Below are 24,848 nucleotides of genomic sequence, written 5' to 3'. Positions count from 1 at the left end.
GCTTGGTCAGCATATCGCTTGGACGGCAGCACGGGGGGAGTACGATGGATGGAGATCAGGTAGGCGGGATCGAAGCTCTCGAGGCGCGATCTCGGCGAGCAGCCGTTCGGCTGTCAGCTCTCACCGACAGACAGCGCCAGGTACTCCGTTTCATGGTCAGCGACATGCGGAACAAGCAGATCGGCCAGATGCTCGGTATCGACGAAAAGACCGTGAAGATGCACCGGGCAGGTATTCTGAAGCGGCTTGGCGTAGGCACTGCCGGAGCCATCCGCTTGGCGGTGGAGGCTCGGTACAGCATCTGCTTCGACCCGACCGAAGAGCTATCTGGAAGCCTTCAAAAAAATGAAGAGGTGGAGGAAGCTTCTCTCGCTGGTAGCGAGCAAGGTCATTGGGCGCAGAGAGGCCGTTGACGCTTGATGCGGCCGAACTCCAGCCTGGCCCGTTCGCGCCGGCGTTCCTCCTGCTCGAGCTGTTCCCAAGGAGACAGCACGACATACCGCTCGAGTTCTGGCGGCAAGGTGGTATTGGTCATCTCGCTCCCACAATATGAACACGCGTACCGCCCTATGGGCGTACGCTGACCATAAGTAGCTGTGGTAAACACGGTATTACCGTCGCGGCATCGAATTGAGTGAAATCAGGGGTTTGCTGTCCCGAAGACGTGGAAGCCAGCCTGCGAGAGGTACTGGAGGCTGCGGTTAGCGAGAGGTGACCTTAGCGCTTCAAACCGGAGCTGGCGTACGCTGGTGGCGACCGCCGCGGGATGTCCGGGGTAGGATTTCTCGCGGGTACCGGACCGTCATGGTGGGCATGACCTATGATCCGGGACCACTACACGCCTAAAGGGGCTCCTGATGTCCTCCCGTGGTCAGAGGATACAGGCGATGGGCTTGCAGGGCGGTCGCGCAGGCAATCTACGGCCTGAGAGGGAATTGTCGAGTCCCCTACCCTTTCGGTGATCGGCCAGATGCAGCTGCTTCCCCGGCAGGCGCGAAGTTCGAGAACGTCAAAACTTCGAAGAGAAGCAGGCCGCGGTCGTCAGTGACCTGAACCCTGACATCATGCCCTTCCCAGATGAATTGCGGGTCATCCTGGAGGATTTCCGTGGCGACGATGACGGCATATCGCTGGGCGGCTTCATGATCCGGCAGTTCCTGCCCGATGTCGTCGCGAACCCGCTGTCCGTCTGCGATGTTGAAAAAGTAGCGCATGTGGTTCGGCAACGCGCAGACGCGCTGATCGCTTCACACGCGCTCAGGCGCCGAACCGCGACAGCCGCGTGAGCCTGACGGGTGAGCTCGATGCCTTGGGAGTACCGCGCGTGGCACTCGACTGGCGCCTCTCAGAAATTGACAAGCGTAGTGTCAGCGTGCTCGTGGACACCCTAGGGGCGGAAATGAAGCGCCTCGGCTTGGGACACGTGCACCCTGCGGAATGGCTCGGGGATGCAGGGGAACTTTGGCGCGTGGATCCACTCGTGTCGTCGCACCCGATCGGCGGCTATCATCACATTGGAACAACGCGGATGGCCGCCGATCCACGGCGGGGCGTGACCACTCACGAGGGTCGGGTTCACGGACTAGGCAACCTTTATCTCGTGGGCTCGTCAACGTTTCCGACCGCGAGTTGGGCGAACCCAACGTTAACAATCGTGGCTCTGGCGCTGAGAACAGCCGATCGCCTTTCCGCTGCGATCGGTCGTGCCGCAAACAGCGTGCCGGAGTCCCGGAAGATCGCAGCTTCGTCGTAGTATTCGTCTCCGAATGCCCATTCGTGGCCACGCCGAGTGACATGGTTGGCCAACATTATCTGGCAACGCGTTGGGCCTCGCTAAGGAAGACTTCGGCGCCGTTTGAGCCAGATCCCGATCAGTCACCGCCCTCGGTGTTGCGAGGCCGTCGGGCGGGGATGCGGCCGAATGCGATGAGAACTCCGAGCAACACCCCCATCGTGACGGGGGCAATCCACTCCGCTTCAACGACGTGATTCACAAAGATCCCGATCACGACGGTGAGCGCGATCGACAGAGCCGTCCAAGGAACCGTCACACGGGCGACCCGCATCAAATTTCACACCTTCCAACCCCAACCACTCGCTAGGGCTTGCTGCTAATCCCATCGGTCTGCAAGCCTCAGAAGCGCGATATTAGGTCCTTTGTCGTGGGGGGACAGCAAGCGGCGGCTTGCGAACGGCTCTGCTCGTCGCCGACGAGCCGTCAACCCTCTCCGCCTTTGGCGAAGCGCCTTGTCGTGGAAGGTGACCACTACCAAACGAGTGAGTTAGCACTAGGTAGGCCCGTTCCACGATGTGGAACGATGTCATCGAGAGCGGACCTTTTATCGGAAGCCTACCGACTGACGAGCGCTCTGGGATGTGCCATTATCGCTCGGCGCGGCCCTCGACGAGGTGCCCGAAAGCACGAATGGCAGCGGGTCTGCCGCGGCGCCTCGTCGAGCCATGCGGCTGATGGAGGCGGCTGCTCGCCCAAGTTCGTGATCATATTGGACGTAGTTCCCCGGTAGGAGCCGCGGGGCGCTCAATACCTCAGGGTAACTGAAGAAGCTCCCAACTCACCCACGCCAGAACCGCAACGATCAAGAACGCGACGCCGACGAGTGCGAGCCCGAGCTTCGGACTTTTGTGCTCACTTACCGCCATGCGCCTTTCTCCATTGCCGCCAAAAGGCTGTGTCTTCGAAACGCCTTGATCGCTTCTAGGTGCCGTTTAATCCAGGACACGCGCAATCTCGATGCGTTTAGGATCTGTACGAGACGCGGAGCGCCTCGTGGTTCGTTCCCGGGGCACTGGCCGTCATCCAGGAAGCTTACATCCAGGGCATATCGACCCGCTCGGTCGACGACCTGATCAAGGCCATGGGCGCAACCGGCATCTCGAAGAGCCAAGTCAGCAGGCTCTGCAAGGAGATCGACGAGCGCGTCAACGCGTTCCTCACCCGCCCGATCGAGGGCGATTGGCCGTACCTCTGGATCGACGCCACCTATGACAAGGTGCGCCAGGCCGGCCGGATCGTGTCCGTCGCGGTGATCGTCGCCGTCGGCGCCAACAGCGACGGCCGGCGCGAAGTGCTCGGCATGGCGGTGGGCCCGTCCGAGGCCGAGACCTTCTGGACCGAGTTCCTGCGCAGCCTCGCACGACGCGGCTTGCGCGGCCTCAAGCTCGTCATCTCCGACTCGCACGAAGGCATCAAGGCGGCCGTCGCCAAGGTGTTCTGCGCCACCTGGCAGCGCTGCCGTGTCCACTTCATGCGCAACCTGCTCGCCCATTCCGGCAAAAGCGGACGCCGGGTCGTCTCCGCCTTCGTCGCCACCGCTTTTGCCCAGGAGACCCCCGACACCGCCAAAACCCAGTGGCGGCAGGTCGCCGATCAGCTCCGGCCCAAGGTCTCAAAGCTCGCAGCGCTGATGGACGAGGCCGAAACCGACGTGCTCGCCTACATGAGCTTCCCACGGGAGCACCGCACCAAACTCCACAGCACCAACCCGCTCGAACGCCTCAACGGCGAGATCAAACGACGTAGCGAGGTCGTCGGCATCTTCCCCAACGAGGATGCCATCACCCGACTCGTCGGCGCCATCCTGCTCGAGCAGAATGATGAATGGGCCGTACAGCGCGCCCGCTACATGACACTGGAAAGCGTGTCGCAAATCGGCGATGATCCAATCGTCACGCTGCCGCCAATGGCAGCATGATCAATCCGGCACTGCCGAAGACCGCCGCAACCACGCCGGCGAAGTTACACCACGTCTTGGGACACGATCTCTCGGAGGAGAGTGAAGGGACTGGTTTCGCGTGTAAAGGGAAGTTCATGGCGCTGTCCCCATCAACCCAAATCGCTGACGCCGAGTATCTGCTTCGGCGCGCGGAAGCAGAAGCCGTTCAAGCCAATACGAGCACGTCGAGAGCCGCTGAGGTCCATCACAAATTAGCGTCCGCCTACCTGGATCAGCTCTTTGGTGACTCTGCCAGTGGACCCGCGGGGGCGCAGCGCCCCGCCGAGACCGCCGCAGCGTTGAGAAGCATCTTCGCCGATTGGCCTCTTCCCAATGACTCTGACGATTCTTTCGAAGAAGTCGTGAGCGGTCTGGCCCAGGCATAGCCGACGGTCGGGAGCGCGACGGTGTGTCGGTCCCCTCGCCCCGGTGGCACTCCGCAGTATCAGGCAGTTCGCGGCGCCGACGCCAGCGTTGATAGGAATTGACCAAGAGCGGGGTTGCAAAGTCAGCGGACTAGATGTTATCTCATCTCATAATGCAACGTTTGCTTCTCCTTTTGTTCCTTCTCGCGTTCGGCGCCACGAATGCAGTTGCAGCGCCGCTGGCTCTATGTCGGCATCCGAACGCTGCGGCCCACGTCGCAGCGCTGGCGAGTTCAGACGTGGCCACGGCGGCAGCCGCTCACATCGAGGACGCCGCGGAGAAGCAGGCGCCTCTTGCGGATTGGGCGACAGCTGCCTTGAGCGGCGCATTGTTACCCGATGCCCCTGTTCTGCCGCCTCTCTGGAAAGCGGCACTGTTGGCACGTCGACCAGCCGCGTCCCCCCTACTCATCGGAAGGGTCGTCCCCCCGCTGCTGGATCCACCGCTCGCCTGACCCTGGCAGGCCGGACAGCCCGCTCCCCGTAGTTGAGGCACCGAAAGTGAATTCTCACCAAAGCTTCTCGGCCCGCTGAGGCTCCCGCTGCTCGCCGTCGGTGCTCTCGCCGAGGTGAGTGGCATGGTGGAGTTAGCCCATTCGATGGCTGCCAGCGCGACGCTGGCGATCGCTCATCGGCTAAACTGCGAGTGAAACAGGCTGCAAGCCCCGCCGATCTCTCGCTGAGCCCCTTCTCGGTGCGGGGGCCTGGCCGCCATCGTCGCATCTTTCACGTCCACCGAACGAACATCCCCTGGAGTATCGGAATGAATTATCGTCTGCTGACGACCACAGCATTTGCACTCGCCTTTCACAACCAGGCGACCGCTGCAGGCAACGAACGGGGAGTGGCAGTCGCGGCCGGCGCGTCTGCTCGGACGATTGCGGCTAGCGCAGCTCCGGACAACGACATGTCTCACGAACCCGGCAGGCAGGCCAGCAGCGAGACCGTCCTACTCGCCGACTTGGCCACTCTCGAGGCGCCAACAGCGTCGGCAGCACGGGAGGCGACCGAAGGCCGCGAGCGAGAGAGCACGTCTGAGCTCGGCGAGATCGTGGTAACCGGCAGGTCGTTGGAGACCAACAAGCCAGGACCTTTGCCGGTCCAGGTTCTGTCAGGCGACGATCTGGTTCACCGCCGCCAAGGCGGCCTCGGCGAGACGCTAGCAGGACTTCCGGGCATCCATCTGGACAATTTCGGCGGCGGCGCGTCGCGGCCAGTCATCCGTGGCCAGACTTTGCCCCGCATCGAAATCCTGGCCGATGGGGCCAATCTGTTCGACGTCTCCGCGGTCTCGCCCGATCATGCCATCACCACGGACCCGCTCTTGCTCGATGCCATCGAAATCCAGCGGGGGCCCTCTGCTATCCGCTACGGCGGCAACGCGACTAACGGCGCGATAAACCTGATCGACAGCAAAGTACCAAAGTCAGTTCCGCAAGGCGGTCTCACCGGCGCTACCGAAGTGCGCTACGGGACTGGTGACGAGGAAAAATCGGTGGTCGGCCGCGTAACCGCCGGCATAGGCCAGTTCGCGATCCATGCCGAAGGAGCGCGTCGCAGCGCAGAGGACTATGATGTTCCTGACGCTTATGGCTCGGACACGCTGCGCGACTCCTTCGCCGAGAGCACGAGCTATGCTGTCGGCGCATCCTGGATCACCTCCAAGGGCTATCTCGGCGCGGCCTATTCGCGGATGGAAAGCGAATATGGGCTGCCCGGCCACAGCCACCGGAACGGTGTTTGCCATACGCATGGTTTGGACCTGCATTGCGAGGCGCATGGCGGCTTTGACGACCCGTTCGGCGGGCCGGATCATCATACCGCCTTGATCAAGCTGCGCAGCGACCGCGTTGATGTCCGTGCCGATTATCAGGATCTGTTGCCGGGCTTCTCCGACACGCGACTGCGCCTCTCCTACACCGACTATGCGCATGACGAGATCGACGGGGACCTGCTGTTCACCCGCTACACCAACGAGGTCTGGGACGGACGCCTCGAGCTGACCCATAAGCCGATCCTGGGCTTCACCGGCACTATGGGCGTTCAATATACCGACGGTCGGTTCGGAGGCATCAACGTCAACGACCTGCACAAACCGTTTCCGGACGGGGCCTATGGTTTCGACGGGAACCCTGATTTTCTGACCGATAATGTCGGGATCTTCCTCATCGAGCGTCGCTCGTTCGGATCGGTCGATGTCGAAGCCGCCGTGCGCAAGGATTGGCGCAGGATCGACGTGTCGGTACCGACGTGGCGCTCGACCCTTTCGCCCGAGGTCCAGGATCTCTTTGTTGAATGGTACGGACCTGACTGGCAGCAACTCCTCGAAAAAGAGGACGTCGATGCGTTCCGCTCGAGGTACCCCACTGTTCGGCACGCTCCATTCTCCGCCTCACTCGGCGCTACCTGGACTGTTGGGCAGGGATATGCACTCGGGCTGTCGCTGGGTCATACCGAACGCGCGCCAAGCGTCCGCGAACTCTACGCACGCGGGAACAATCTGGCGACGAACAGCTATGAGCTCGGACTCGCGGTCGGCAATCCTGTCCTCGGCGAACAGGGACTGGCCGCTGAAGATGTCCTGGAGACCACGGACGCGGTCAATCTGACGTTTCGCAAGACGGGAGGACGGTTCGAGTTCGAGGTCGGCCTGTTCTATCAGAAGGTCGATGATTATGTGTTTGCGCGGTTGCAGGAGACGGAGACCGCAACCGGGATACCGCACAATTTCCTGATCTACACTGCGGCCGACGCGCGTTTCGCAGGCATCGACGGCGCCATCAGCTTCCAGCTCACCCCGCAGTCCCGCCTCACCTTATTCGGTGACTATGTCGATGCGAAGCTGAAGCGCGAGAACGATAATCTGCCGCGGATCCCGCCTGGGCGTCTTGGCGCGCGCTACGGTCTGGCCGCCGGCCCGGTATCGGGAGATGTGGAATATTACCATACCTTCGCCCAGGATGAGGTCGCGTCTTACGAGACGCGCACGCCGGGCTACGACATGCTCAATGCCACACTCAGCTACCGCTTTGACCTTGGCGAGACGAAGGCCGTGGAGTTGTACGTCCGCGGAAGCAACCTGCTTGACGAATTGGCCTTCGCTCACACCTCGTTCGTGAAAGACCAGTCACCGCTTCGCGGCCGCAGCATCGTGTTCGGAATGCGGCATGTCTTCTGATGTCAGAAGCTGGCGGCCGTCGCCCGGCGTCGTCCGTGCCGTCCGTTCCGGCCTTCCGCGAGCCGCAATCGGCCTCCCCGATCTCCCCCACATTCCTATGATCGAGACGAGGATGATATGACCGAAGTCCCACCCATTCGGATCGACGATTTAACGGCGCGCTATGGCGCAAACCGGGTGCTCAATGCCCTGTCGCTCGAGGTTCCGACCGGCAGCATCACCGCTCTGCTAGGCGGCAACGGTGCCGGCAAGTCGACCACACTGGCCGTTCTGCTCGGCTTTCTGCGCGCAGAGTCGGGCAAGATCTCCGTGTGCGGTATCGACCCCGCGGTCGATCCGGACGGCGCACGCCGCCGCATCGCCTACCTCCCGGAAAATGTGGCGCTCTATGAGCACCTCACCGCGTCCGAGAATGCGGAGTATCTCCTGGCGCTCTCGGGTGATCCGCAGGATCACGGAGCGATTGCGGATGCGTTCGCCGCCGTCGGGCTTCAGGAGCGCGCCTGGGACGAGCGCCTCGGCGGCTTTTCCAAGGGCATGCGGCAGAAGGTCGCCATTGCCGTTGCCCTGCTGCGGCGGGTCCCGGTGCTGTTGCTCGACGAGCCGACGTCGGGGCTCGATCCTCGCGCCACGGCCGACTTCAACATGCTGCTGTCCAGTGCCCGCGCGCGCGGCACGGCAGTCCTCATGGTGACGCATGACCTGCTGAGCGCCGCTGACGTCGCTGACCGCATCGGCTTCCTGGAGAGCGGCCGCATCGTCGAGGAGGTTACAGCCACCGGACCTGATCGCTTCGACATCCGTGCACTGCATGCGCGCTTCTCGGCTGCGCCCGAGGTGCCCGCATGAGCGCGACTCGCCTGATCGTCGCGGACGAACTGCGCTTGATGCGCCGCAATCGCGTCGCGGTTACCGCCTTTCTATTGCTGGTGCTGCTGACCCTGGTGGCGGTGCTGACGTCCTGGACCCATCAGAAGAACATCGCGGAGCTGCGGGCGCGCCACCAGGCCGCCGCCGAACAGGCATTCGACGCTCAACCGGATCGCCACCCGCACCGAGTGGTTCATTATGGCCATTTCATCTTCCGCCCTCTGGGACCGCTGGCCGCTTTCGATCCGGGCGTCGATGCCTTCACCGGCAGCAGCATGTTCCTGGAGGGTCACCGCCAGAACAGCGCAAACTTCGGAGACGTGCGCCAGAGCTCGATGCTGGTTCGCTTCGGTCAGCTCACGCCCGCATTCGTGCTTCAGGTGGTGGCGCCGCTGCTGCTGATCTTCCTCGGCTATGGTGTGATCGCACGCGAGCGCGAGCGAGGCACGCTCCGGCTGCTGATGCTGCAGGGTGTCTCGCGAGGACAAATAGTCGCGGGCAAGCTTCAGGCACTCGGGTCTGTTGCAGCGCTGGTCGGCCTGCCCGCCATGATCGGCTTTGCCCTGATCGCCGGACAGCCAGGCGCGCTGGCCGTGCCGATGTTGGTCGTAGCGACCGGCTATGCGGCCTATCTCGCTTTATGGGCGGTCGGCATCGTGCTGGTCTCTGCGCGGGTGCGCCGCAGCCGGGATGCCCTGCTGATCCTGCTCGGCGTCTGGACGGTTGCGGTGGTTCTGCTTCCTCGCATCGCTCCGGACGTGGCCAGCGCCGCGGTGCCGCTGCAAGACCGCTTGCAGACCGACGTCGCAATCGCGCGCGACTTGCGGCAGATGGGCGACAGCCACAATCCCGACGACCCCCATTTCGCCGCCTTCAAACAATCGGTGCTGAAGCGCTACGGCGTGGCCCGCGTGGAGGACCTGCCGGTGAATTATGGCGGCCTCCTTGCGATCGAAGGCGAACGCCTCACTTCCGAGCTATTCGACCGCTATGCACGCCACAGCTTCGGAGCACAGTCGCGACAGAACGCGATCGTCGAAGCGATTGGTGCGTTAAGCCCGACCATCGCGCTACGTTCCCTCTCCATGTCGGCGGCAGGCACCGACTTTGCGGGACATCGCCGGTTCCTCGAGCAGGCCGAGTCCTATCGCTACGATCTCGTGCAACGGTTGAATCGTCTGCAGGCGGAACGGGTCACTTACGCCAATGACACCGCGAGCGATGCGGACGCGGACCGGCGCAAGCGTATCGCTGCATCCCATTGGGAGCGGATGCCGGACTTTGCCTATCGACCGCCGGACGCCGGGACGCTCGCCAGCGGGGCCCTGCCCGGGCTCAGCATTATCCTGCTTTGGCTCGCCCTTGCCGCCCTGCTGCTGGGGCGCGCCTCGCGCCGACTGGGAGCGAATTGATGCGCTTGTGGAAATTTGAACTGCGCCTGCTGCTTCGGGCGCGGCTTGCAATGGTCGCTTTGGGGCTGCTCGCCATCCTCACCGTCGCTGCTCTGGCGGCAGGCATGGCCGACGTCGGTCGCCAGAAAACACGCATTGCGGCGATCCCGGCCGCGCAGGCTGAAGATATCGCTGCGGTGGCAGATTATGTGGAGCGCAGTCGGGACGCCGGAAGCGCCGCATATTACTCCTTTCATCCAACCTGGGACGACCCCTCCCCGCTCGCCTTTGCTGCGCTCGGGATGCGCGACGTTTCGCCTTACATCTTACGAGTTCGGGCACTCGGTCTGGAAGCGCAGATCTACGAGGGAGACGTGTTCAACCCGGAGCTGGCGCTGGCCGGCCGGTTCGACTTCGCCTTCGTTCTGGTCTTTCTGGCGCCCCTGTTCACGCTCACCCTCTTTCATGACTTGACCTCCTCGGAGCGCGAGGCGGGTCGGCTGCGCACCCTCGAGGCACTGCCGGACGGAGGAAGACGGCTGTGGCGCCGCCGCACTACCCTGCGGTTTGGCTTATTGTTCGTCGCGCTCGCCCTTCCTTTCACCATCGCCGCCGCTCTCTCGGCGGTACCGGTCGGCACGATCGCGGCAGTCCTCGGCATCACTGCCGGTTATCTCCTGTTCTGGACGATCCTGGCGCGGCTGGTGGCGCGTCTGCGCTGGAGTTCGGCCGCAAATGCGGCGGTCCTTGCCGCCTGCTGGATCGTCCTGGTGCTGGTGCTTCCGACCTTGGCGAACGTCGTCATCAATCGGGCTGTCCCGGTCAACGAAGGTGCCGAGATTGCCCTGGCTCAGCGCGAGATGGTCAACGGCGCCTGGGAAGTCCCGCGGGACGAGACGATGCGCCGCTTCTACGCCAGCCACCCGCAATGGGCGAAGTCGCCACCGCTCACCCAGGAATTCCATTACAAATGGTATTTCGCATTCCACCAGGTCGGCGATGAGAGCGTCATCGGGCGGGTGGCAGCGTATCGCGCGGGCCTGGAGCGCCGAACCTTGCTTGCGGAAAGGCTCGGCTGGGCGCTTCCTTCGGTCGGCGTCCAGGCATTGATGACGCGCTTGGCCGAGACCGACCTGGAAGCCCAGCTCGCCTACCAGGACCGCGTCCGCGCCTTCCATGCAAGGCTTCGCAATTTCTACTACGGCTACCTTTTCACCGACCGGCCGTTCGGACGATCGGATTTCGCCAAGGCGCCGGAGTTCGCCGACACCAGGCGGTGAAACAACGACGGCCGCAATTGTTCTGGTGGGTCGCGGGCGCGCAAGCGTTCAATATCGGCATTACCGATATCGAGGCCGCCGTGCTTGCGACCGATCTTAACATATCGGCACCTGCCGATATCGACGGATCGGCAAAACCGGATCCGGGTGACAGGCTCGATCAGGAAGCACTTCCGACTATAAGCTCGGGTAGATAGTCGTGAGCGTCCCTCAGCTGTTGCCGGGTCCAAGGACCACCAGATCGTCGGCCGCACGACCGGCCAAGCCGGCGCAGGCGGCCTCCTCGAGGATGCGGTCTGCGGAGATCGTCCAGCAGTCATAGGTCGCCGTCTCGCGTGCGACCTCATCGCTACCCAGGTAGGCGCGATAGGTCATCCGCCATCGCTGTCGGTCGCTGCCGATCCGCTGCGCAGCGGCGCTTGCCGAATAGGTCATGCGGCCGACCTCAACGCTCGGCATGGAGAACTCGGCAAGATCCTCCGCCTGCGGGCATTGGACTTCGACGATGATCCGGCCGTTTCTCGTCAGCCGCTCTCCAAGCAATGACCACAGGCGCGCCCGCTCCCGCGGGCCCAAATGGACCAACGAGGCGCTGAGCACGGCGCCTGAGATCGTGTCAGGCAAAGGCGCTTCGAGGATATGGAAGGGCATGATGGTCACGCGCCCGCGCAGATCCGGACAGGCCCAGATGCGGGTCATCAGCGCGGCGCGCATTGAGGCGTCCGGCTCGATCGCCACGATTTCGGCGTCGGGAAGGATGGATGCGATCAACGACGTGGAGAGGCCCGTGCCTGCACCTATGTCGACGATCGGTCCGGCGCCGGTGTCGAACCCGCCCAGCGCGGCGGCGATACGCCCGTCGACAGCGCCGTGCGTCGCAGCCGCGAACGGATCATAAAATTGTGCAGTGACCGCGTAGCCCGACATCAGAAGCGCGCCGCAAGACCGAGCCCGGCACTGCGCGGCCGCGCAACCGCCTCTCCCTCCACGCCCACGCCGTACAGGACGCCGTTCAGCACCTGGCGGGCGTCGAGGAGGTTGCGGGCGAAGACATAGACCTCGATGGCTCCGAACCGCAGCCCCGCGCGGGCATCGACATTGTGATACGCTGGCAGGTCGAAACTGTTGGCAACGTCGGCGGCGCGGCGGCCGGCATATTGGTGGGCGATCGACAGGACCGGCTGCCCGCCGATCAGGGCCCGTTCGGTTCCAAGCCAGTCGACCGACAGGGCCGTTGAGAAGTCGGCGACGTTCGGAATGCGATTGCCGAACGCGGCGCCCGACACCGCATCCGCTTCGCGGATGCGTCCATGGGTCCAGGAAGCGCCGCCGGTGATGGTAAACCCGGCGCCGAGTTGCGCATGGCCGTTGGCTTCGATCCCGTAGCTGCGCGTGTCGATATTTGCGGGCTGGAACTGGAAGGTCGCGAAGTCGAGGACGAATAGCTGCTCGTCGGACACGTCGTTGTAGAAGCCGGCTATGTCAAAATTGGCGCGGCCATCCCAGGCGCGTGCCTTCAGCCCCGCCTCATAGGTCCACGAGGTCGACGCCCGGTAGCTTCGGCTCGAACTGCCGACCGCCGCATCCTGCCAGAAGCGCGGGAAACCGCCGCTTTTCGCCCCGCGCCCGGCGGTCGCATAGATATTGACGGCTTCGCTTGCCGCAAACGTCAGGGCCGCGCGGCCTGTCCACAGGTCGAAGCGCCGCTGCTGGCGCTCGCTGAACGCCGTAACAGTGCCCGGAAATCCGTTTCCGGTGAACGAGGCCTCCAGGCGCTTCTGGTCTCGGGTGAAGCGGCCACCGAGCGTCAGCTTGAGCCTGGAGGCGATCGGCGCGGTGACTTCGCCGAAGCCTGCATAGCTGTCGATTGTCTGACGGTCCTGCCGGCGCCCGTTCAGATAGGGCGAGAAGCTCGAGACATTGGCGAGATCGGTTCTGAAATCGCTGTGGAAGTATGCCGCCCCTATCGTCCACGCGAGAGACGCCCGATCCGCGCTGCTCAATCGCACTTCCTGGTAGAAGCGGTTCTCGTCCTCGACCCAGTCGGACCACTCGGTCCGCGGTAGAAACGCGGCAGGCGGCGCGCCGAACAGAGGGCCGTAGATCAGGCCGTCGGTATCGTCGGTAACCTGGTTGTTGTGGAAGCCGTTCAGAGCCGTGATCGAAGTCAGCTCACCGAACGGGAGCGGTACCTCTGCCTTGAGGCTCACTCCCCAGGAGGTTCTCTCGACGCGGAGCTCGGGGTCAAGCTCGACCCGATCACGGGTCTGCCCCGCGAGAACATAATAATATGGGTTGCTGATCTGTCGGTCGAGGCTGCCGGTCAGCGTGACGCGAGCACCGGACCCGCCCTGTGGCGTGAACAGCAAGGTGGCGCGTCCTGCATAATTGTCGCGGTCTCCGAGCTTGCCCCCTCCGGGAGCGATGTTGCGCACGAACCCGTCTCTGGTGGACAGCCGGGCCATGATGCCGCCGGAAAGCCGATCGGAGGCGAGCGGGCCGGAGATCGAGACCTGTGCCAGCCCATAATCATCCTCCCCTGCCTCCAAGCGCACGCTGCGATCGGGTGCTTCGCCGGGTTTTCGGGTGGTGATGTTGATTGCACCGCCTTGGCTGTTGCGGCCGAAGAGGGTTCCCTGGGGACCGCGGAGAACCTCCACCCGTTCCAGGTCGACATAGGCGAACTCAGACGCATAAACCGGCTGCGGTACGCCATCGACGTACGTAACGACCGAACCGTCGTCGGGACTCACCGCCTGGCTCAGCGGTCCGACGCCGCGTAGCTGGAAGTAGGCGAACCGGCCGTCGTCGAAGCTGGTCAGCGACAGACCGGGCACGTGGCGGAAGAGGCTTTGCGTATCGTCGATCCTGCGCGCCGCGAGCGCCTCCGAGCCAAGCACAGTTACGGCGAACGGCACCTCGAATATGGACTCCTCACGCAGCCGCGCGGTGACGATGATCTCGCCGGGGGCAGTCGATCCGTCGGCTCCGACGCTCTTCGAAGCCACGGTAGTCTCGGCACTCTGCGCCAGAGCGCCATTGCTCCAGACCGGGAGCGCTATCATTGAGGCAAGCAGGACCGAACGGCGCATATATCCCCCGGGACGTGACGTACCCCTCCGTTAGCTCGGCCTTCCAGGGGCCGTGTGTAGGCTGCGGGAGTATTACCCGTTGGCTGCGGGAGTTTTCCTGATGGAAGCACGCAGCACTTCACTGGGAAGAATGCCGAAGTGCCGCCGAAATGCATCGGTGAAGCAGCGGGAGCATTCGTAGCCTGCCTGAGCCGCCGCCGTCGCGACTGACTGTCCTGCGTGAAGGTCGCCAGCGGCCCGCTCCATCCTGCGCTGTCGGACGTAACCGAAGATGGTTGTGCCGAACGCCGCCTTGAAGGCGCGCTTCAGCTTGAAGTCGTTGATGCCGCAGATCCGCGCGAGCTGAACGATGCTCGGGGGGTCGTCGAGATTTGCATCGAGGTACGCGCGGGCCTCGACCAATCCACGTTCCACTCCCGCCGATCCGTCATTGCCGGGCATCACTGCCTCGAGCTGCGCCGCTAGCAGAGCAAGTGCGCAAGATTCGAGGAAGAGTGTTCGCCCGGCACCTGAATAAGGCGCTGCGAACATCGACTCGACCATCGCGACCCCTGCTGCCTCGAGAGGCGCGAGCCGCTTGGCGGACACCGTGCGGCCTGCCTCCTCAACCATCAACACAAGACCGCTGCTGGAGAGCCCATGACGAGCGAACAGGTCGCCTGCGGCCTCAGGGGTAAATCGGAGCGACACCGTGCGGAATCCGTGGGCCGGCAGAAGGAAGGACGATGCCGAAGACCGCGGCGCTGCGCCTGCATGCACTTCCAGGGGTCTGGTCTCGAACGCGATCCCGTCCAAGTCGAACCGGCTGCCGCCCTTGAGGTGGAAGCCGATCCCGAAGACATCGGTCGGCTCGATGAAGTGGAACGCGCATTCCTCGGCCGGGTCGATATCGCTCATGACCAGAGTGACCCCTTCGCGAAGCTCGAGGCTCTCGACCCGGTGCCCGACGGCGCCAGCACCGTTCCACGGCCGATCGCCCTGTTCCACTCGCTGTTTCATTCTTCCACCTCAATTGGCCGTGCTCGGCACGGGGTTGCATGTCCGTGCATGCTTGATATGCTGTATCATATCTTTGGCGGCGAACCCATCGACAGATTGCCTGACGTCTCGCCCTCTGAGGAAGCCCGAACATGCCTCGACCTCGGCCTCTTGAGCGCAGCCCGGTTTGGCGCCCCTTTCGAGACCTATCGCGATCGGACGGGGAGCGGCATTCTGACTCGCGGATCAACGTTGCGTCTTTACCCGCACCCCGTCGAGGCAGCGTGCTCGCGCTCCGGCAGTTCTGCGCAAAGATCCTTGCGTCGCTGCTCCTGCTCGCCGCTGCTGTGGCGCCGGCAAGAGCCGAGACGACAGGTGCTTTGCTGAGCCGCGAAGCCTATGCCTTTCCCTTTGGGTCGCGCGCCGAATGGCTGTCATTCGTGAGAGGCACCCCCGGCGGCGTAGCGGCCTCGAGCGCTTACGCGGCTTTGTTCAGCGACGCGGACTACAAGCGCTACAAGGCCGGCACACGCACGCGGACCTCCCGCATCGCCTATCGCAGCGGTGACCTCAGCATCAATGGCTTCATTGTTGAACCTTTGTCCCAGGGACCGCACCCCATCCTGGTCTTCAACCATGGCGGCGTGATGCAATGGGGGCGGATCGTGCTTGCCGAGCTGCTCGAGTTCAACCGGCTCGCCGAGCGCGGCTACATCGTCGTCGCTTCGAACTTTCGCGGCGAAGGCGGCAGCCAGGGTACACCGTCGATGGATGGCGGCGACGTTGACGACGTGATGGCTCTGGTCGAACTCGCATCCTCTCTGCCCAATGCGGACCCGAAGCGCATCGGAATGTGGGGCTTCAGCCGCGGCGGCCTCGTGACCTATGGAATTCTTGCTCGGACGAACAGAATTGCGGCGGCCGTGATCACGGGCGGCCCGACCGATCTCGTGAATGCACCGCGGCGCGCTGAGTTCGACGAGCACGTCTACCCGCATGTTATCCGCGACTACGCTGCCGACAAGGATCGCGCACTTGCGCGGCTTTCGCCGATTCACTGGCCTGAGCGACTCTCCCCGGCGACTTCGATCCTCCTGCTCCACGGCGGCGACGATCCACGCGTCGCGCCCTCGGACTCGATCCGGATGGCAGCAGAATTGCAAAGGCTCCAACGAGCCTATCGCCTTCTGGTGTTCGAAGGCGGCTCGCACGACCTGCTCACCCATTTTGGCGAGCAGCGCCGGGAGCTCGACCGTTGGCTTGACCTATACGTTCGGGACCGGCGCCCGCCCGATCGGAACGGCGTTCGGTCGATATCAGGAACGCTATTGCGATAAGGGGTGCAATGGGACACGCGGCACTTCCGACGTCGGATCAGCGGCTTCCCTATGGATCCGCGGGCGCGGGACAATGCATCTCGAATTGACGTCGCGCCCCTGCCGGCCAAGTACAGTGCCAGCTGCTCGGCAGACCAGTGGTCCTGATTGGCCCAGGCAACGGCAAGCTCGACTCCCTCTGGGTTGCCGTCCGACTTCCCTCCGGCGGCAGATAGGACGAGCTGGGCGCCAGCGGTTCAAGACGATACCGCGTTCGTGCAAGTTAGTCCTGCGCTGCGTTGCCTGCCGCTAGGCCTTTCTTCCCGACTCTATGAAGCAGAAACGGGAATGCGCGGCCGTTCACACCCCCGCTTTGAGTACAGTCAAGGAGTGTGTGTCTGACTGACTTGCCATTAGCGCCACTCAGCGACGATAATATATTATCACAGTTTGGCTTACTGCCGAAAATAGTTGAGGATTGCTCAGGTCGGGATAATAACATCGATTACGTAGGATTGACACGAGATGATATCACGTTACGTGACGATGCCGGGAGGGCACATGCGTCAGGTACAACCAGATCAATCAGCTGTTCTCGATAATGGCCATTTCGCGCAAGCAACTCTCTCCTGCAGAGCGGAACTTGTAAGAGGAGCTGCCGCCGGTGGCAGGTCAGCGCGAGAGAGTTCGCAAGCCGTCGCCTGCCCGCGTGGCTCGCGGATTGCACAACAAGCGCGGCAAGCGACCAAGCCCAGCTTGAAGCTCGAGGTGCGATCGGCGCCTGAGAGGCCGCACAGCAGGTCAATAGTTCAGCCGACACTGAGCGGAGGACTCTTTGCGTGCACCGTCGCTTTGGCTCTCCCGGCAGCAGCCTTCGCGCAAGATGCACCCCCTGACGAGATTATCGTCACCGGCGTCGCCGACCGCCAGCTCCTGCTCGATGTCAGGACGGAGACCGGCAGCCGCCTTGGACTGACCGCGCGCGAGACGCCGGCGATCGTAGATATCCTCTCCGAGCGGCAGATCCGCGAATTCGGCGCCCGCACGAACGTCGAGGCGCTCAATCGGGCGCCCGGAGTGACGTCGTCGGTACCAGCGACGAGCCCGGGCGCACCAACGATGCGCGGCTTCAGCGGCGGCTCCGTAGGGCTTCTTTACGATGGAGTGCGGGTGGCGACGCCCGGCATCTTCTCACGCGCCAGCGACAGCTGGCTCTACGAACGAATCGAGATTCTCAAGGGCCCGGCGTCGGTACTGTATGGCGAGGGCGCGCTGGCCGGCGCGATCAACCTCGTTCCTAAGAAGCCGCGGATCGGAGAGACGACTGTCTCTGCGCTCGCGAGCTATGGGAGCTTCGATACGCTGCGCCTCGCAGGCGACGTCAACCTGCCCGTCAGCGACGGGATCGCCGTGCGGGGCGTCGCCAGCTACGGTCGCACCAGCGGGTTCGTCGATGACACGGATGCCGAATTCCTGGGCGCGAGCCTCGCCCTCGCGCTTCGCCCGACCGATCGGCTGACCGTCGATCTCGCGATCGATTACAGCGAGGACGCCTACAACACCGCCGATCTCGGCACGCCGTTGCTGCCCGCCAATGTAGCGCGCGATCCCTCGAAGGCAGCGACCGGCTCCGGCGGGCTGGTCATCGATCGGGCACTCCGCAAGACCAACTTCAACGTCACCGATGCGGTTCTCGATTCCGACACGCTGTGGCTGCGCTCGCGCGTCCGCTACGAGTTCAGCGACCGCCTCAGCTTCACCAACGAGCTCAGCCGCTACCACTCGGATCGGCATTTCATCAACGCAGAGATGTACAGCTACAATGCGGCGAAGGGCCTAGTTGACCGGACCACCGGCATCGTTACGCACGACATCGACTATCTGGTCGAGCGCCCCGCTCTGATTGGCGATCTGTCGATCTTTGGCCTGCGCGACCGCTTCACGATCGGCGCCGAGTTCAGCAATCTCGAGTTCGCGACCCGCCGCTACTTCGGCACGACGACCTCGGTCGATCCCGTCGCACCGGCCCGCGGCACGTTTCCGGGCGGGGCCGGCGCAGCTCTGCCGCCGCCCAATTCCAGTGCGCAGGTCAAGGTCGCATCGATCTTCGGCGAGAATGCGCTGAACCTCACGCCCAAATGGCTGCTGGTCGGCGGTGCCCGCTATGACTGGATCGACTTCTCGCGCCACATCGCGCCGGCCACCGACTTCAAGCGCGACTATGGCGCGCTCTCCTGGCGGGTCGGCACCGTCTACGACATCCTGCCCAAGACCCAGATCTTCGCTCAGTACAGCAAGGCAATCGTGCCCGTCGGCAATTTCCTGCTGCTGTCCTTCGCCAACGCCCAGTTCGATCTGACCCGCGGGCGATCCGTCGAAGCGGGTATCAAGAGCAGCTTCTGGAACGACAGGATCGACGTCACGCTCGCCGCCTATCATATTGCCCAGGACGATATCGTCACGCGCGACCCCAGCGATCCCAGGCTCAGCATCCAGGGCGGCAAGCAATCCTCGCGCGGCGTCGAGCTGTCGCTGTCGGCCGCCGTGACGCGGCAGCTGCGTGTCGATGCCAACTGGACCCGACTCGACGCGCGATACGACGAGCTGATCGAGGCAGGCGGGGTCAGTCGCGAGGGCAAGACGCCGCCGCGCATCCCGGAGACCGTCGCCAATCTGTTCGCCTTCTACAATTTCGAGGGACTGCCGCTGACGCTCAGCGCGGGACTGCGCCATGCCGGCCGCTTCTACACCGACGCCGCCAATTCGGTTCGGGCGCGCGGCTACACCACGGTCGATGCCGCGATCGGCTACAGGTTCGATTTCGGCGAGCTGACGCTGCGCGGCCGCAATCTCAGCGACGCCTTCTATGTCGATTATACCGACATGCTGCCGACCCAGTTCCAGGTCGGCGCTCCCCGGAGCGTCGAGATCAGCCTGTTGACCCGCTTCTAGGAGGACATCGTCATGCCCGCGCTCCGGCTGGACTCGGTCTCCATAGCTTTCAACGGTGACCGCGCCGTCGCTGACCTGTCGCTGACGCTCGCGCCAGGCGAGGTCTATGCGTTGCTCGGCCCGAACGGGGCGGGCAAGACGACCACGCTCAACATGATCCTGGGGTTCCTCAAGCCCGACCTCGGATCGATCCATGTTGGCGGCATCGACGCCGTGGCCGAGCCGCTGGCCGCCCGCGCGCGCATCGCCTATTTGCCCGAGTCGGTGATGCTGCACCCCGGGCTCACCGCGACCGAGAATCTGAGCTACTTCGCGCTGCTCGCGGGCAGGAGGATCGACGCCGCCACGGCCCGGCGCCTGCTCGCCGACGCGGGACTGCAGGATGACGCGCATGACCGCAGGGCGCACGGCTTCTCCAAGGGCATGCGGCAGAAGGTCGGCGTGGCGATTGCGCTTGCGAAGGAGGCGCGCCTGCTCCTGCTCGACGAGCCGACCTCCGGGCTCGACGCCAGCGCCGCCAACGACCTCAGCCAGGTGATCCGGTCTGCCTCCGACCGGCGCATCGCGGTGCTGATGGCAACGCACGATCTGTTCCGGGTCAAGGATGTCGCGCACCGTCTCGGCATCCTTCACGCCGGCCGACTCGTCGAGGAACGCGATGCCGCGTCGATCGGGCCGGTCGAGCTCGAGCGGCTCTATCTCGAGAGGCTTGCGGCATGATCGGCTCGCTGGTTCGCCTGGAGCTCACCATGCTTCGTCGCGACCGGCGAGCCTGGTGGTCGCTGATCGCGCTCGCCGTGCTTGTCCTCCTCTCCTTCGCGGCGATCGCCGGCGACAATGCACGCAGCGACGCCGACAAGCGGGCCGTGGCGGCGGCGGAACGGGAACGCTGGGTGGGCCAGGGCGAGAAGGACCCGCACAGCGCCGCCCATTACAGCATCTTCGCGTTCAAGCCGTCGCCGGCTCTTGCCGGCCTGGATCCGGGGAGCGAGCCCTTTGTCGGCCAGAGCGTCTGGCTCGAGGCCCACCACCAGAACGACATGCTCTACCGGCCGCAGCAGAACGCCTCGCTGCTCCAACGAATCGGCTTCGCCAGTCCGGCTGCGCTGATCACCGGCTTCGGTCCGCTGATCGTGTTCCTCCTCGCCTTCACGCTGGTGGCCCAGGATCGCGAACGCGGCACCATGCGCCTGGCACTCGGCGCCGCCGTCCATCCGCGGCTGATCGTCGGCTCGAAGGCGCTCGCCGTGTGGTCCGCCGCCGCCGGGCTGCTGGTGCTGCCGGTTGCGGTCATTTCGCTGCTGTCGCTGGGCATAGGCGGCCGGCTCGGGGGCGACGTGCTGTTGCGAACGCTTTGCTGGGCCCTGGCGATGGCGGGCTATCTGGCGCTGCTTGCGGCGGTCGGCATCGCAGTGTCGCTCCGTGCGGGCAATGCGCGGCTGGCGCTGGCCGGTCTGTTCGGCCTGTGGATCCTGTTCGCCCTCGCGCTTCCCCGCGTTGCCAGCGGAGTGGTCGATGCCGTGCGGCCACTGCCCTCGAGCCAGGCAATCCGCCAGCAAATGGCGGAACAGGCGCCCGCTTTCTGGTCGGACGAGCAGAACGCGCGCAACCGCGCCGCGCTGCTGAAACGCTCTGGCGTACGCCGGATCGAGGACATCCCGAACCTGCGCATGGCCGAGCTCGATCTGATGGAACGCCACAGCCACGCGGTGTTCGATCGCGTGCTCGGCGGCTTCTACGGCAAGGTTGCCAGCCAGGACGAGCTGTTCGCCGCGCTCGGTTTCCTGTCGCCGACGATCGCCGCGCAGGCGTCTTCGAGTTCGGTTTCCGGCAGCGACTTCAGCCATCACCGGCACTTCATCGACACCGCCGAGCGCTACCGCCGCAACCTGGTTAACGCGATGAACGCCGATGGCATGGCGCACCGCGCCCATGGCACCGAGCGGCACACCAACGACGCGCGGCTTTGGTCGCGAATTCCCGAGTTCGCCTACTCGGCGCCGCCCCTCGGAGCGCTCTCGTCTACCGCCCTGCCGGCCTTCGCCGCCCTCCTCTTCTGGCTCGGCATCGCCGGGTTCTTGCTGGTGCGCATTTCGAGGAGGCTGCGTCCATGAGCGGGCCCCGCTTTCGCGATCTCTTCGCCTGGGAGTGGCGGCAGGTCGGACGCTCACCCCTACTCTGGACCGTGCTGCTGATCGTCTCGGCGAGCTTCGCCTGGGGGGCGCTCAACACTGCGGCGCTGCATTCGGCGCAGGCCGCAGCACTCGAGCGGGCGCGCCAGGTCGATACCGCTTTCCACGCAAATGCGGCCGCGCGCGCCCGCGCCTACCGTGCGCCCGTGACGTCGTCTGGGGGACCGGTCGCCTATTGGCAGGACCCGACCGATGTCGCCGGCTACAGCGAGTATTTCGTGCGCATGTCGGCGTTGAAGCCGCACTTGCCGTCGTCGCCGCTGGCGGCGGGCGTCAGCGACCTCGCGCCGAGCCGGCTCGAGATCAGGCTCAACACCCCCTTTGGGTTCACCGACACATATGATTTCGAAAATCCGCGCGGCCTCGCGTTGGGACGGTTCGACCTCGCCTTCGCCGTCGTCTTCCTGCTGCCGATCGGGCTGCTCCTCCTGTTCGCGCTGTTCGTCACGTTCGAGCGGGATCGCGACATGCTGCGACTGGTCGCGGCGCAGGCGGTAGGACCGCGCGCCTGGACCGGCGCGCGCTTGGCCGCCATCCTCGCCTGGTCGGTACCAGCAACGGTTCTGGCAATGATCGCGGCGCTCGGCATCGCCGGCGTTCCGCTCGGCACGGCCGCCGGTTCGCTTGCCGTCGCAGCCCTTCTGACGGTCGTCTACATGCTGTTCTGGTCGGGCGTCGCCCTGACAATTCTCGCGCGGCAGCCCGGCGCCGGTGCGGCGCTCGGCTCGTTCGCAGCAATCTGGGCCGCGCTGACGATCGGCTTGCCGCTGGCCGGCTCTGCCCTCGTTGGCATGATCGATCCCGCGCCGTCGGCGGTGGGCTATGTCGATGCCCAGCGCCGCATCGGCGACGAGATCAATGCGGAGCGGGACAAGATCCTGGCGGCGGCGGTGACGCGCCGTCCCGATCTGCGGCCCTATGCCGATCGTGCGACCTCGCTCGACTATGCCACTCGGCTCAGCTTCCTCGTACCCGAGACCGAGCGGCGGCTCGCGCCACTGCGCTCCGCGTTCGAGGACCATCGGCTACGACAAGAAGGGGTCGCGCGCATCGCGGGCTTCGCGATCCCCACTCTTGGCATCGAAGCCGCATTTGCAACGCTGGCCGGCACCGACCCGGCGCGCCAGCGGACGTTCGAGGCCCAGGCACGGCAGTACCAGCTCCGGCTGCGCGGGATCGTCCATCCGCTGGTGCAGCGCGAGATCACGCAGCCGCCGTCCTCCCCGGCGCGCACGACGCGCGGCCGGCTGAACCTGGCAGAGCCGCTTACGCTGCCGAAGTTCGCGCTCGCGGACCGGCCGGCGGCGGAGCGGATCGGAGGGGTGCTGCCGTTCCTCCTCTGGCTCGGCCTGCTCGCGCTGCTCGCGATCACAATCGGCCTTGTACGCACTCGCGAGTGGAAGGTGGTGGAATGATCACCCGATATCCTTTGGCGGCGGTGCTCGGCGCGGCCGCTCTCGCCGCCCCTGCCGAAGCCCAGCGCACGAAGGACAATGCGGTGACCGCTGCCGAGGACGCGTTCGGCACCTCGATCGGCAACGAGAGCATCGGCCTCTACAGCGCCAGCCAGGTGAGAGGCTTCTCGCCGGTTGCTGCAGGCAACGTGCGCATCGAGGGCGTCTACCTCGACCGGCAGGGCTTTATCGCAACGCGTCTGGTCGAGGGCTCGACCATCCGGGTCGGCCTCTCCGCCCAGGGCTACCCATTTCCCGCGCCGACGGGAATCGTCGACTATCGCCTGCGCAAGGCCGGCGACCGGCCGCTCGTCAGCGTCGTCGCCGGTAGCTTCGCCTATGGCGCACCCTCGATCGAGGTCGATGCGCAGGTGCCGATCGCCGGGAGGCGACTCGGCATCGCCTTCGGCGCCTCTTACGCTCATGACGAATATTATGATGGCGCCGACGCCGGATACTTCCGTGCAGCGGTGATACCGCGATGGCGCCCCTCGCAAAATGTCGAGATCATTCCCTTCTGGTCGACGACGATAGGCCGCGGCGAGGAAGTCGCGCCGACCATCGTCACCGCCGGTGCCTTCGTTCCGCGCGATGTCGCGCGGCGGCGCTATTTCGGGCAGGACTGGGCAGCCAAGGACAGCCGCAGCACCAATGCCGGTGTAATCGCGAAGGCTCGGATCGGGCGGAGCTGGTCGATCGCCGGCGGCGTGTTCCGCTCGATCTTCGTCAACGAGGAAAATTTCGCCCAGAACTTCGTCGGCACGACAGAGGACGGGCGCACGCGCGCCCAGGTGATTGCCGATCCGGGTCAACGTTACGCCTCGACCAGTGGCGAATTGCGCGTCAGCCGCAGCCTGATCGACGGCCCGCGGCTCCATACCCTGCATGCATCGGTGCGGGCCCGCCAACTCGACAGCCGCTATGGCGGGGCGTCCGCGCCGATCGACCTCGGCGAGCGCCGGCTCGGCGAGGTCGTACCAGTCCCGGAACCCGCATCCTTCTCCTTTGGCGAGCGCACCCAGGACCGCGTGCGCCAGACCACGATCGGCCTCGCCTATGAGGGGCGTTGGAAGGGCGTGGGCGAAATGAGCCTCGGTGTGCAACGCGCCGACTACAGCAAGACCATCGACCTTCCCGGCAACCTTCCCACCACGCGCGCCAAGGATCGGCCCTGGCTGCTCAACGGATCGGCAGCCGCCTATCTGTCCGGCAGCCTCGCTGTCTATGCGGGCTATACACGCGGTCTCGAGGAGAGCGGGATTGCGCCGAATAGCGCCGCCAACCGCAACGAGGCGCTGCCGGCGATCCGCACCCGGCAGGCCGATGCGGGGCTACGCTGGACGATCTCCCCGCGAATGAAGTTGGTCGCCGGCCTGTTCGATGTGCGCAAGCCCTATTTCAACACGGACGAGGCGAACGTGTACACGATCCTCGGCGATGTCCGCCACCGGGGCGTGGAACTGAGCTTGTCGGGTAACCCGGTCGATGATCTCAGCATCGTTGCCGGAGCGGTGCTCATGAAGCCGCGCGTCACCGGCGAAGCGGTCGAGCTGGGCCGCGTCGGCCCAAAGCCGCTCGGCCAATCGGCCACCATCCTGCGCGGCAATGCAGACTATCGGCTGCCGTTCCTGCCGGGCATATCGCTTGACGTGGCGTTGTCTTGGTATGGCGAGCGTCCCGCCTCACGCGATAATCTGGTCTCCGTCGACCCTTACGGGCTAGTTGACCTGGGGGCCCGCTACCGCTTCAAGCTCGGCAGCAAGCCGGCGACATTCCGCGTCCAGGTGCAGAACGTCACCAACAGTTTTGCCTGGAGCATCGTCGGCAGCAACAGCTACGGTCTGATGGACAAACGACGGCTTACCGCCTTCCTCGCGGTGGATCTCTAGACGTGCGTCTCTCCCACTTCCGACCCCAAGGATCAGTGATGAACCTCGCTTCCAGGGGAGGGGCCGGAACGCGCAAGGCGCCTCCGGCTTCCCACGA

General features: G+C 64.7%; 18 protein-coding genes and 2 pseudogenes. 14 read left to right on the top strand and 6 right to left on the bottom strand.

Annotated elements, in window-relative coordinates; translation table 11 throughout:
- Positions 1-44: 44 nt before the first annotated feature.
- The gene (locus tag C7I55_RS26985; RefSeq protein ID WP_106516161.1) at positions 45-413 is read left to right on the top strand and encodes a LuxR C-terminal-related transcriptional regulator; all 369 of its coding nucleotides are present in this window, start codon (positions 45-47) and stop codon (positions 411-413) included.
- On the opposite strand, the gene C7I55_RS28405 is transcribed toward C7I55_RS26985, so the two are convergent.
- Positions 389-535, bottom strand: coding sequence for a hypothetical protein (locus C7I55_RS28405; protein WP_158266620.1), 147 nt, complete (start codon positions 533-535; stop codon positions 389-391). The two genes, C7I55_RS26985 and C7I55_RS28405, sit on opposite strands and share 25 nt — an antisense overlap.
- Before the next feature lie 412 nt (positions 536-947).
- Positions 948-1,214, bottom strand: coding sequence for a DUF6894 family protein (locus C7I55_RS26980; RefSeq protein WP_106516160.1), 267 nt, complete (start codon positions 1,212-1,214; stop codon positions 948-950).
- 62 nt (positions 1,215-1,276) lie between these two features.
- On the opposite strand from C7I55_RS26980, the pseudogene C7I55_RS26975 reads away from it, so the two are divergent.
- Positions 1,277-1,753, top strand: a pseudogene (locus tag C7I55_RS26975) (GMC family oxidoreductase); the annotation flags it as partial.
- Between the two features lie 118 nt (positions 1,754-1,871).
- Here the strand turns inward: C7I55_RS26975 and C7I55_RS26970 are convergent.
- Positions 1,872-2,066, bottom strand: a complete 195-nt coding sequence (locus C7I55_RS26970; protein WP_106516158.1) for a hypothetical protein — start codon at positions 2,064-2,066, stop codon at positions 1,872-1,874.
- Between the two features lie 744 nt (positions 2,067-2,810).
- Here C7I55_RS26970 and C7I55_RS26965 point away from each other — a divergent pair.
- The 6 genes and pseudogenes from C7I55_RS26965 to C7I55_RS26940 all read left to right on the top strand — a co-directional run.
- A pseudogene (locus tag C7I55_RS26965) lies at positions 2,811-3,713 on the top strand (IS256 family transposase); the annotation flags it as partial.
- On the top strand, positions 3,710-4,120 hold the full coding sequence (locus tag C7I55_RS26960) for a hypothetical protein (protein WP_106516157.1): 411 nt from the start codon (positions 3,710-3,712) through the stop codon (positions 4,118-4,120). The pseudogene C7I55_RS26965 and the gene C7I55_RS26960, both read left to right, overlap by 4 nt.
- Positions 4,121-5,003: 883 nt before the next feature.
- The gene (locus tag C7I55_RS26955) at positions 5,004-7,337 is read left to right on the top strand and encodes a TonB-dependent receptor domain-containing protein (protein ID WP_233222437.1); all 2,334 of its coding nucleotides are present in this window, start codon (positions 5,004-5,006) and stop codon (positions 7,335-7,337) included.
- 117 nt (positions 7,338-7,454) lie between these two features.
- Complete coding sequence (locus C7I55_RS26950; protein ID WP_106516156.1) at positions 7,455-8,186, top strand: ABC transporter ATP-binding protein; 732 nt, start codon at positions 7,455-7,457, stop codon at positions 8,184-8,186.
- Positions 8,183-9,619, top strand: coding sequence for an ABC transporter permease (locus C7I55_RS26945; RefSeq protein WP_106516155.1), 1,437 nt, complete (start codon positions 8,183-8,185; stop codon positions 9,617-9,619). Before C7I55_RS26950 ends, C7I55_RS26945 begins: the two co-directional genes overlap by 4 nt.
- Positions 9,619-10,878, top strand: coding sequence for a DUF3526 domain-containing protein (locus C7I55_RS26940; protein ID WP_106516154.1), 1,260 nt, complete (start codon positions 9,619-9,621; stop codon positions 10,876-10,878). Before C7I55_RS26945 ends, C7I55_RS26940 begins: the two co-directional genes overlap by 1 nt.
- 210 nt (positions 10,879-11,088) lie before the next feature.
- Here C7I55_RS26940 and C7I55_RS26935 read toward each other — a convergent pair whose 3' ends face one another.
- From C7I55_RS26935 to C7I55_RS26925, 3 genes are all read right to left on the bottom strand, one after another.
- Positions 11,089-11,805, bottom strand: coding sequence for a class I SAM-dependent methyltransferase (locus tag C7I55_RS26935; RefSeq protein ID WP_106516153.1), 717 nt, complete (start codon positions 11,803-11,805; stop codon positions 11,089-11,091).
- Positions 11,805-13,970: a TonB-dependent receptor gene (locus tag C7I55_RS26930; protein ID WP_106516152.1), complete on the bottom strand. Its 2,166-nt coding sequence runs from the start codon at positions 13,968-13,970 to the stop codon at positions 11,805-11,807. Before C7I55_RS26930 ends, C7I55_RS26935 begins: the two co-directional genes overlap by 1 nt.
- 72 nt (positions 13,971-14,042) lie before the next feature.
- Complete coding sequence (locus C7I55_RS26925; RefSeq protein ID WP_106516151.1) at positions 14,043-14,969, bottom strand: helix-turn-helix transcriptional regulator; 927 nt, start codon at positions 14,967-14,969, stop codon at positions 14,043-14,045.
- Between the two features lie 263 nt (positions 14,970-15,232).
- On the opposite strand from C7I55_RS26925, the gene C7I55_RS26920 reads away from it, so the two are divergent.
- The 6 genes from C7I55_RS26920 (at position 15,233) to C7I55_RS26895 (ending at position 24,751) form a co-directional block, all read left to right on the top strand.
- Positions 15,233-16,285, top strand: a complete 1,053-nt coding sequence (locus C7I55_RS26920; protein ID WP_158266619.1) for an alpha/beta hydrolase family protein — start codon at positions 15,233-15,235, stop codon at positions 16,283-16,285.
- Between the two features lie 831 nt (positions 16,286-17,116).
- Complete coding sequence (locus tag C7I55_RS26915; protein WP_158266618.1) at positions 17,117-19,216, top strand: TonB-dependent receptor; 2,100 nt, start codon at positions 17,117-17,119, stop codon at positions 19,214-19,216.
- Positions 19,217-19,228: 12 nt separating this feature from the next.
- On the top strand, positions 19,229-19,936 hold the full coding sequence (locus C7I55_RS26910; protein ID WP_106516148.1) for an ABC transporter ATP-binding protein: 708 nt from the start codon (positions 19,229-19,231) through the stop codon (positions 19,934-19,936).
- Positions 19,933-21,330 (top strand): ABC transporter permease subunit, encoded by a 1,398-nt coding sequence (locus C7I55_RS26905; RefSeq protein WP_106516147.1) that lies wholly within the window; start codon positions 19,933-19,935, stop codon positions 21,328-21,330. The genes C7I55_RS26910 and C7I55_RS26905 overlap by 4 nt, the downstream gene beginning before the upstream one ends.
- Entirely contained in the window at positions 21,327-22,823 is a 1,497-nt protein-coding gene (locus C7I55_RS26900) for a DUF3526 domain-containing protein (protein WP_106516146.1), read from the top strand. The genes C7I55_RS26905 and C7I55_RS26900 overlap by 4 nt, the downstream gene beginning before the upstream one ends.
- Entirely contained in the window at positions 22,820-24,751 is a 1,932-nt protein-coding gene (locus tag C7I55_RS26895) for a TonB-dependent receptor domain-containing protein (protein ID WP_106516145.1), read from the top strand. Before C7I55_RS26900 ends, C7I55_RS26895 begins: the two co-directional genes overlap by 4 nt.
- Positions 24,752-24,848 lie beyond the last annotated feature (97 nt).

This window comes from Allosphingosinicella deserti, assembly GCF_003012735.1.
GTDB classification, from domain to species: Bacteria; Pseudomonadota; Alphaproteobacteria; order Sphingomonadales; family Sphingomonadaceae; genus Allosphingosinicella; species Allosphingosinicella deserti.
The sequence above is the reverse complement of the archived record's forward strand: the minus strand, read 5'-3'. Positions and strand labels throughout refer to the sequence as shown.

Bases quoted from the DNA above. Each gene is read 5' to 3' on its own strand.
- C7I55_RS26985 (WP_106516161.1), top strand. From the start codon at position 45: ATGGATGGAGATCAGGTAGGCGGGATCGAAGCTCTCGAGGCGCGATCT.
- C7I55_RS28405 (WP_158266620.1), bottom strand. From the start codon at position 535: ATGACCAATACCACCTTGCCGCCAGAACTCGAGCGGTATGTCGTGCTG.
- C7I55_RS26980 (WP_106516160.1), bottom strand. From the start codon at position 1,214: ATGCGCTACTTTTTCAACATCGCAGACGGACAGCGGGTTCGCGACGAC.
- C7I55_RS26970 (WP_106516158.1), bottom strand. From the start codon at position 2,066: ATGCGGGTCGCCCGTGTGACGGTTCCTTGGACGGCTCTGTCGATCGCG.
- C7I55_RS26960 (WP_106516157.1), top strand. From the start codon at position 3,710: ATGATCAATCCGGCACTGCCGAAGACCGCCGCAACCACGCCGGCGAAG.
- C7I55_RS26950 (WP_106516156.1), top strand. From the start codon at position 7,455: ATGACCGAAGTCCCACCCATTCGGATCGACGATTTAACGGCGCGCTAT.
- C7I55_RS26945 (WP_106516155.1), top strand. From the start codon at position 8,183: ATGAGCGCGACTCGCCTGATCGTCGCGGACGAACTGCGCTTGATGCGC.
- C7I55_RS26940 (WP_106516154.1), top strand. From the start codon at position 9,619: ATGCGCTTGTGGAAATTTGAACTGCGCCTGCTGCTTCGGGCGCGGCTT.
- C7I55_RS26935 (WP_106516153.1), bottom strand. From the start codon at position 11,805: ATGTCGGGCTACGCGGTCACTGCACAATTTTATGATCCGTTCGCGGCT.
- C7I55_RS26930 (WP_106516152.1), bottom strand. From the start codon at position 13,970: ATGCGCCGTTCGGTCCTGCTTGCCTCAATGATAGCGCTCCCGGTCTGG.
- C7I55_RS26925 (WP_106516151.1), bottom strand. From the start codon at position 14,969: ATGAAACAGCGAGTGGAACAGGGCGATCGGCCGTGGAACGGTGCTGGC.
- C7I55_RS26910 (WP_106516148.1), top strand. From the start codon at position 19,229: ATGCCCGCGCTCCGGCTGGACTCGGTCTCCATAGCTTTCAACGGTGAC.
- C7I55_RS26905 (WP_106516147.1), top strand. From the start codon at position 19,933: ATGATCGGCTCGCTGGTTCGCCTGGAGCTCACCATGCTTCGTCGCGAC.
- C7I55_RS26900 (WP_106516146.1), top strand. From the start codon at position 21,327: ATGAGCGGGCCCCGCTTTCGCGATCTCTTCGCCTGGGAGTGGCGGCAG.
- C7I55_RS26895 (WP_106516145.1), top strand. From the start codon at position 22,820: ATGATCACCCGATATCCTTTGGCGGCGGTGCTCGGCGCGGCCGCTCTC.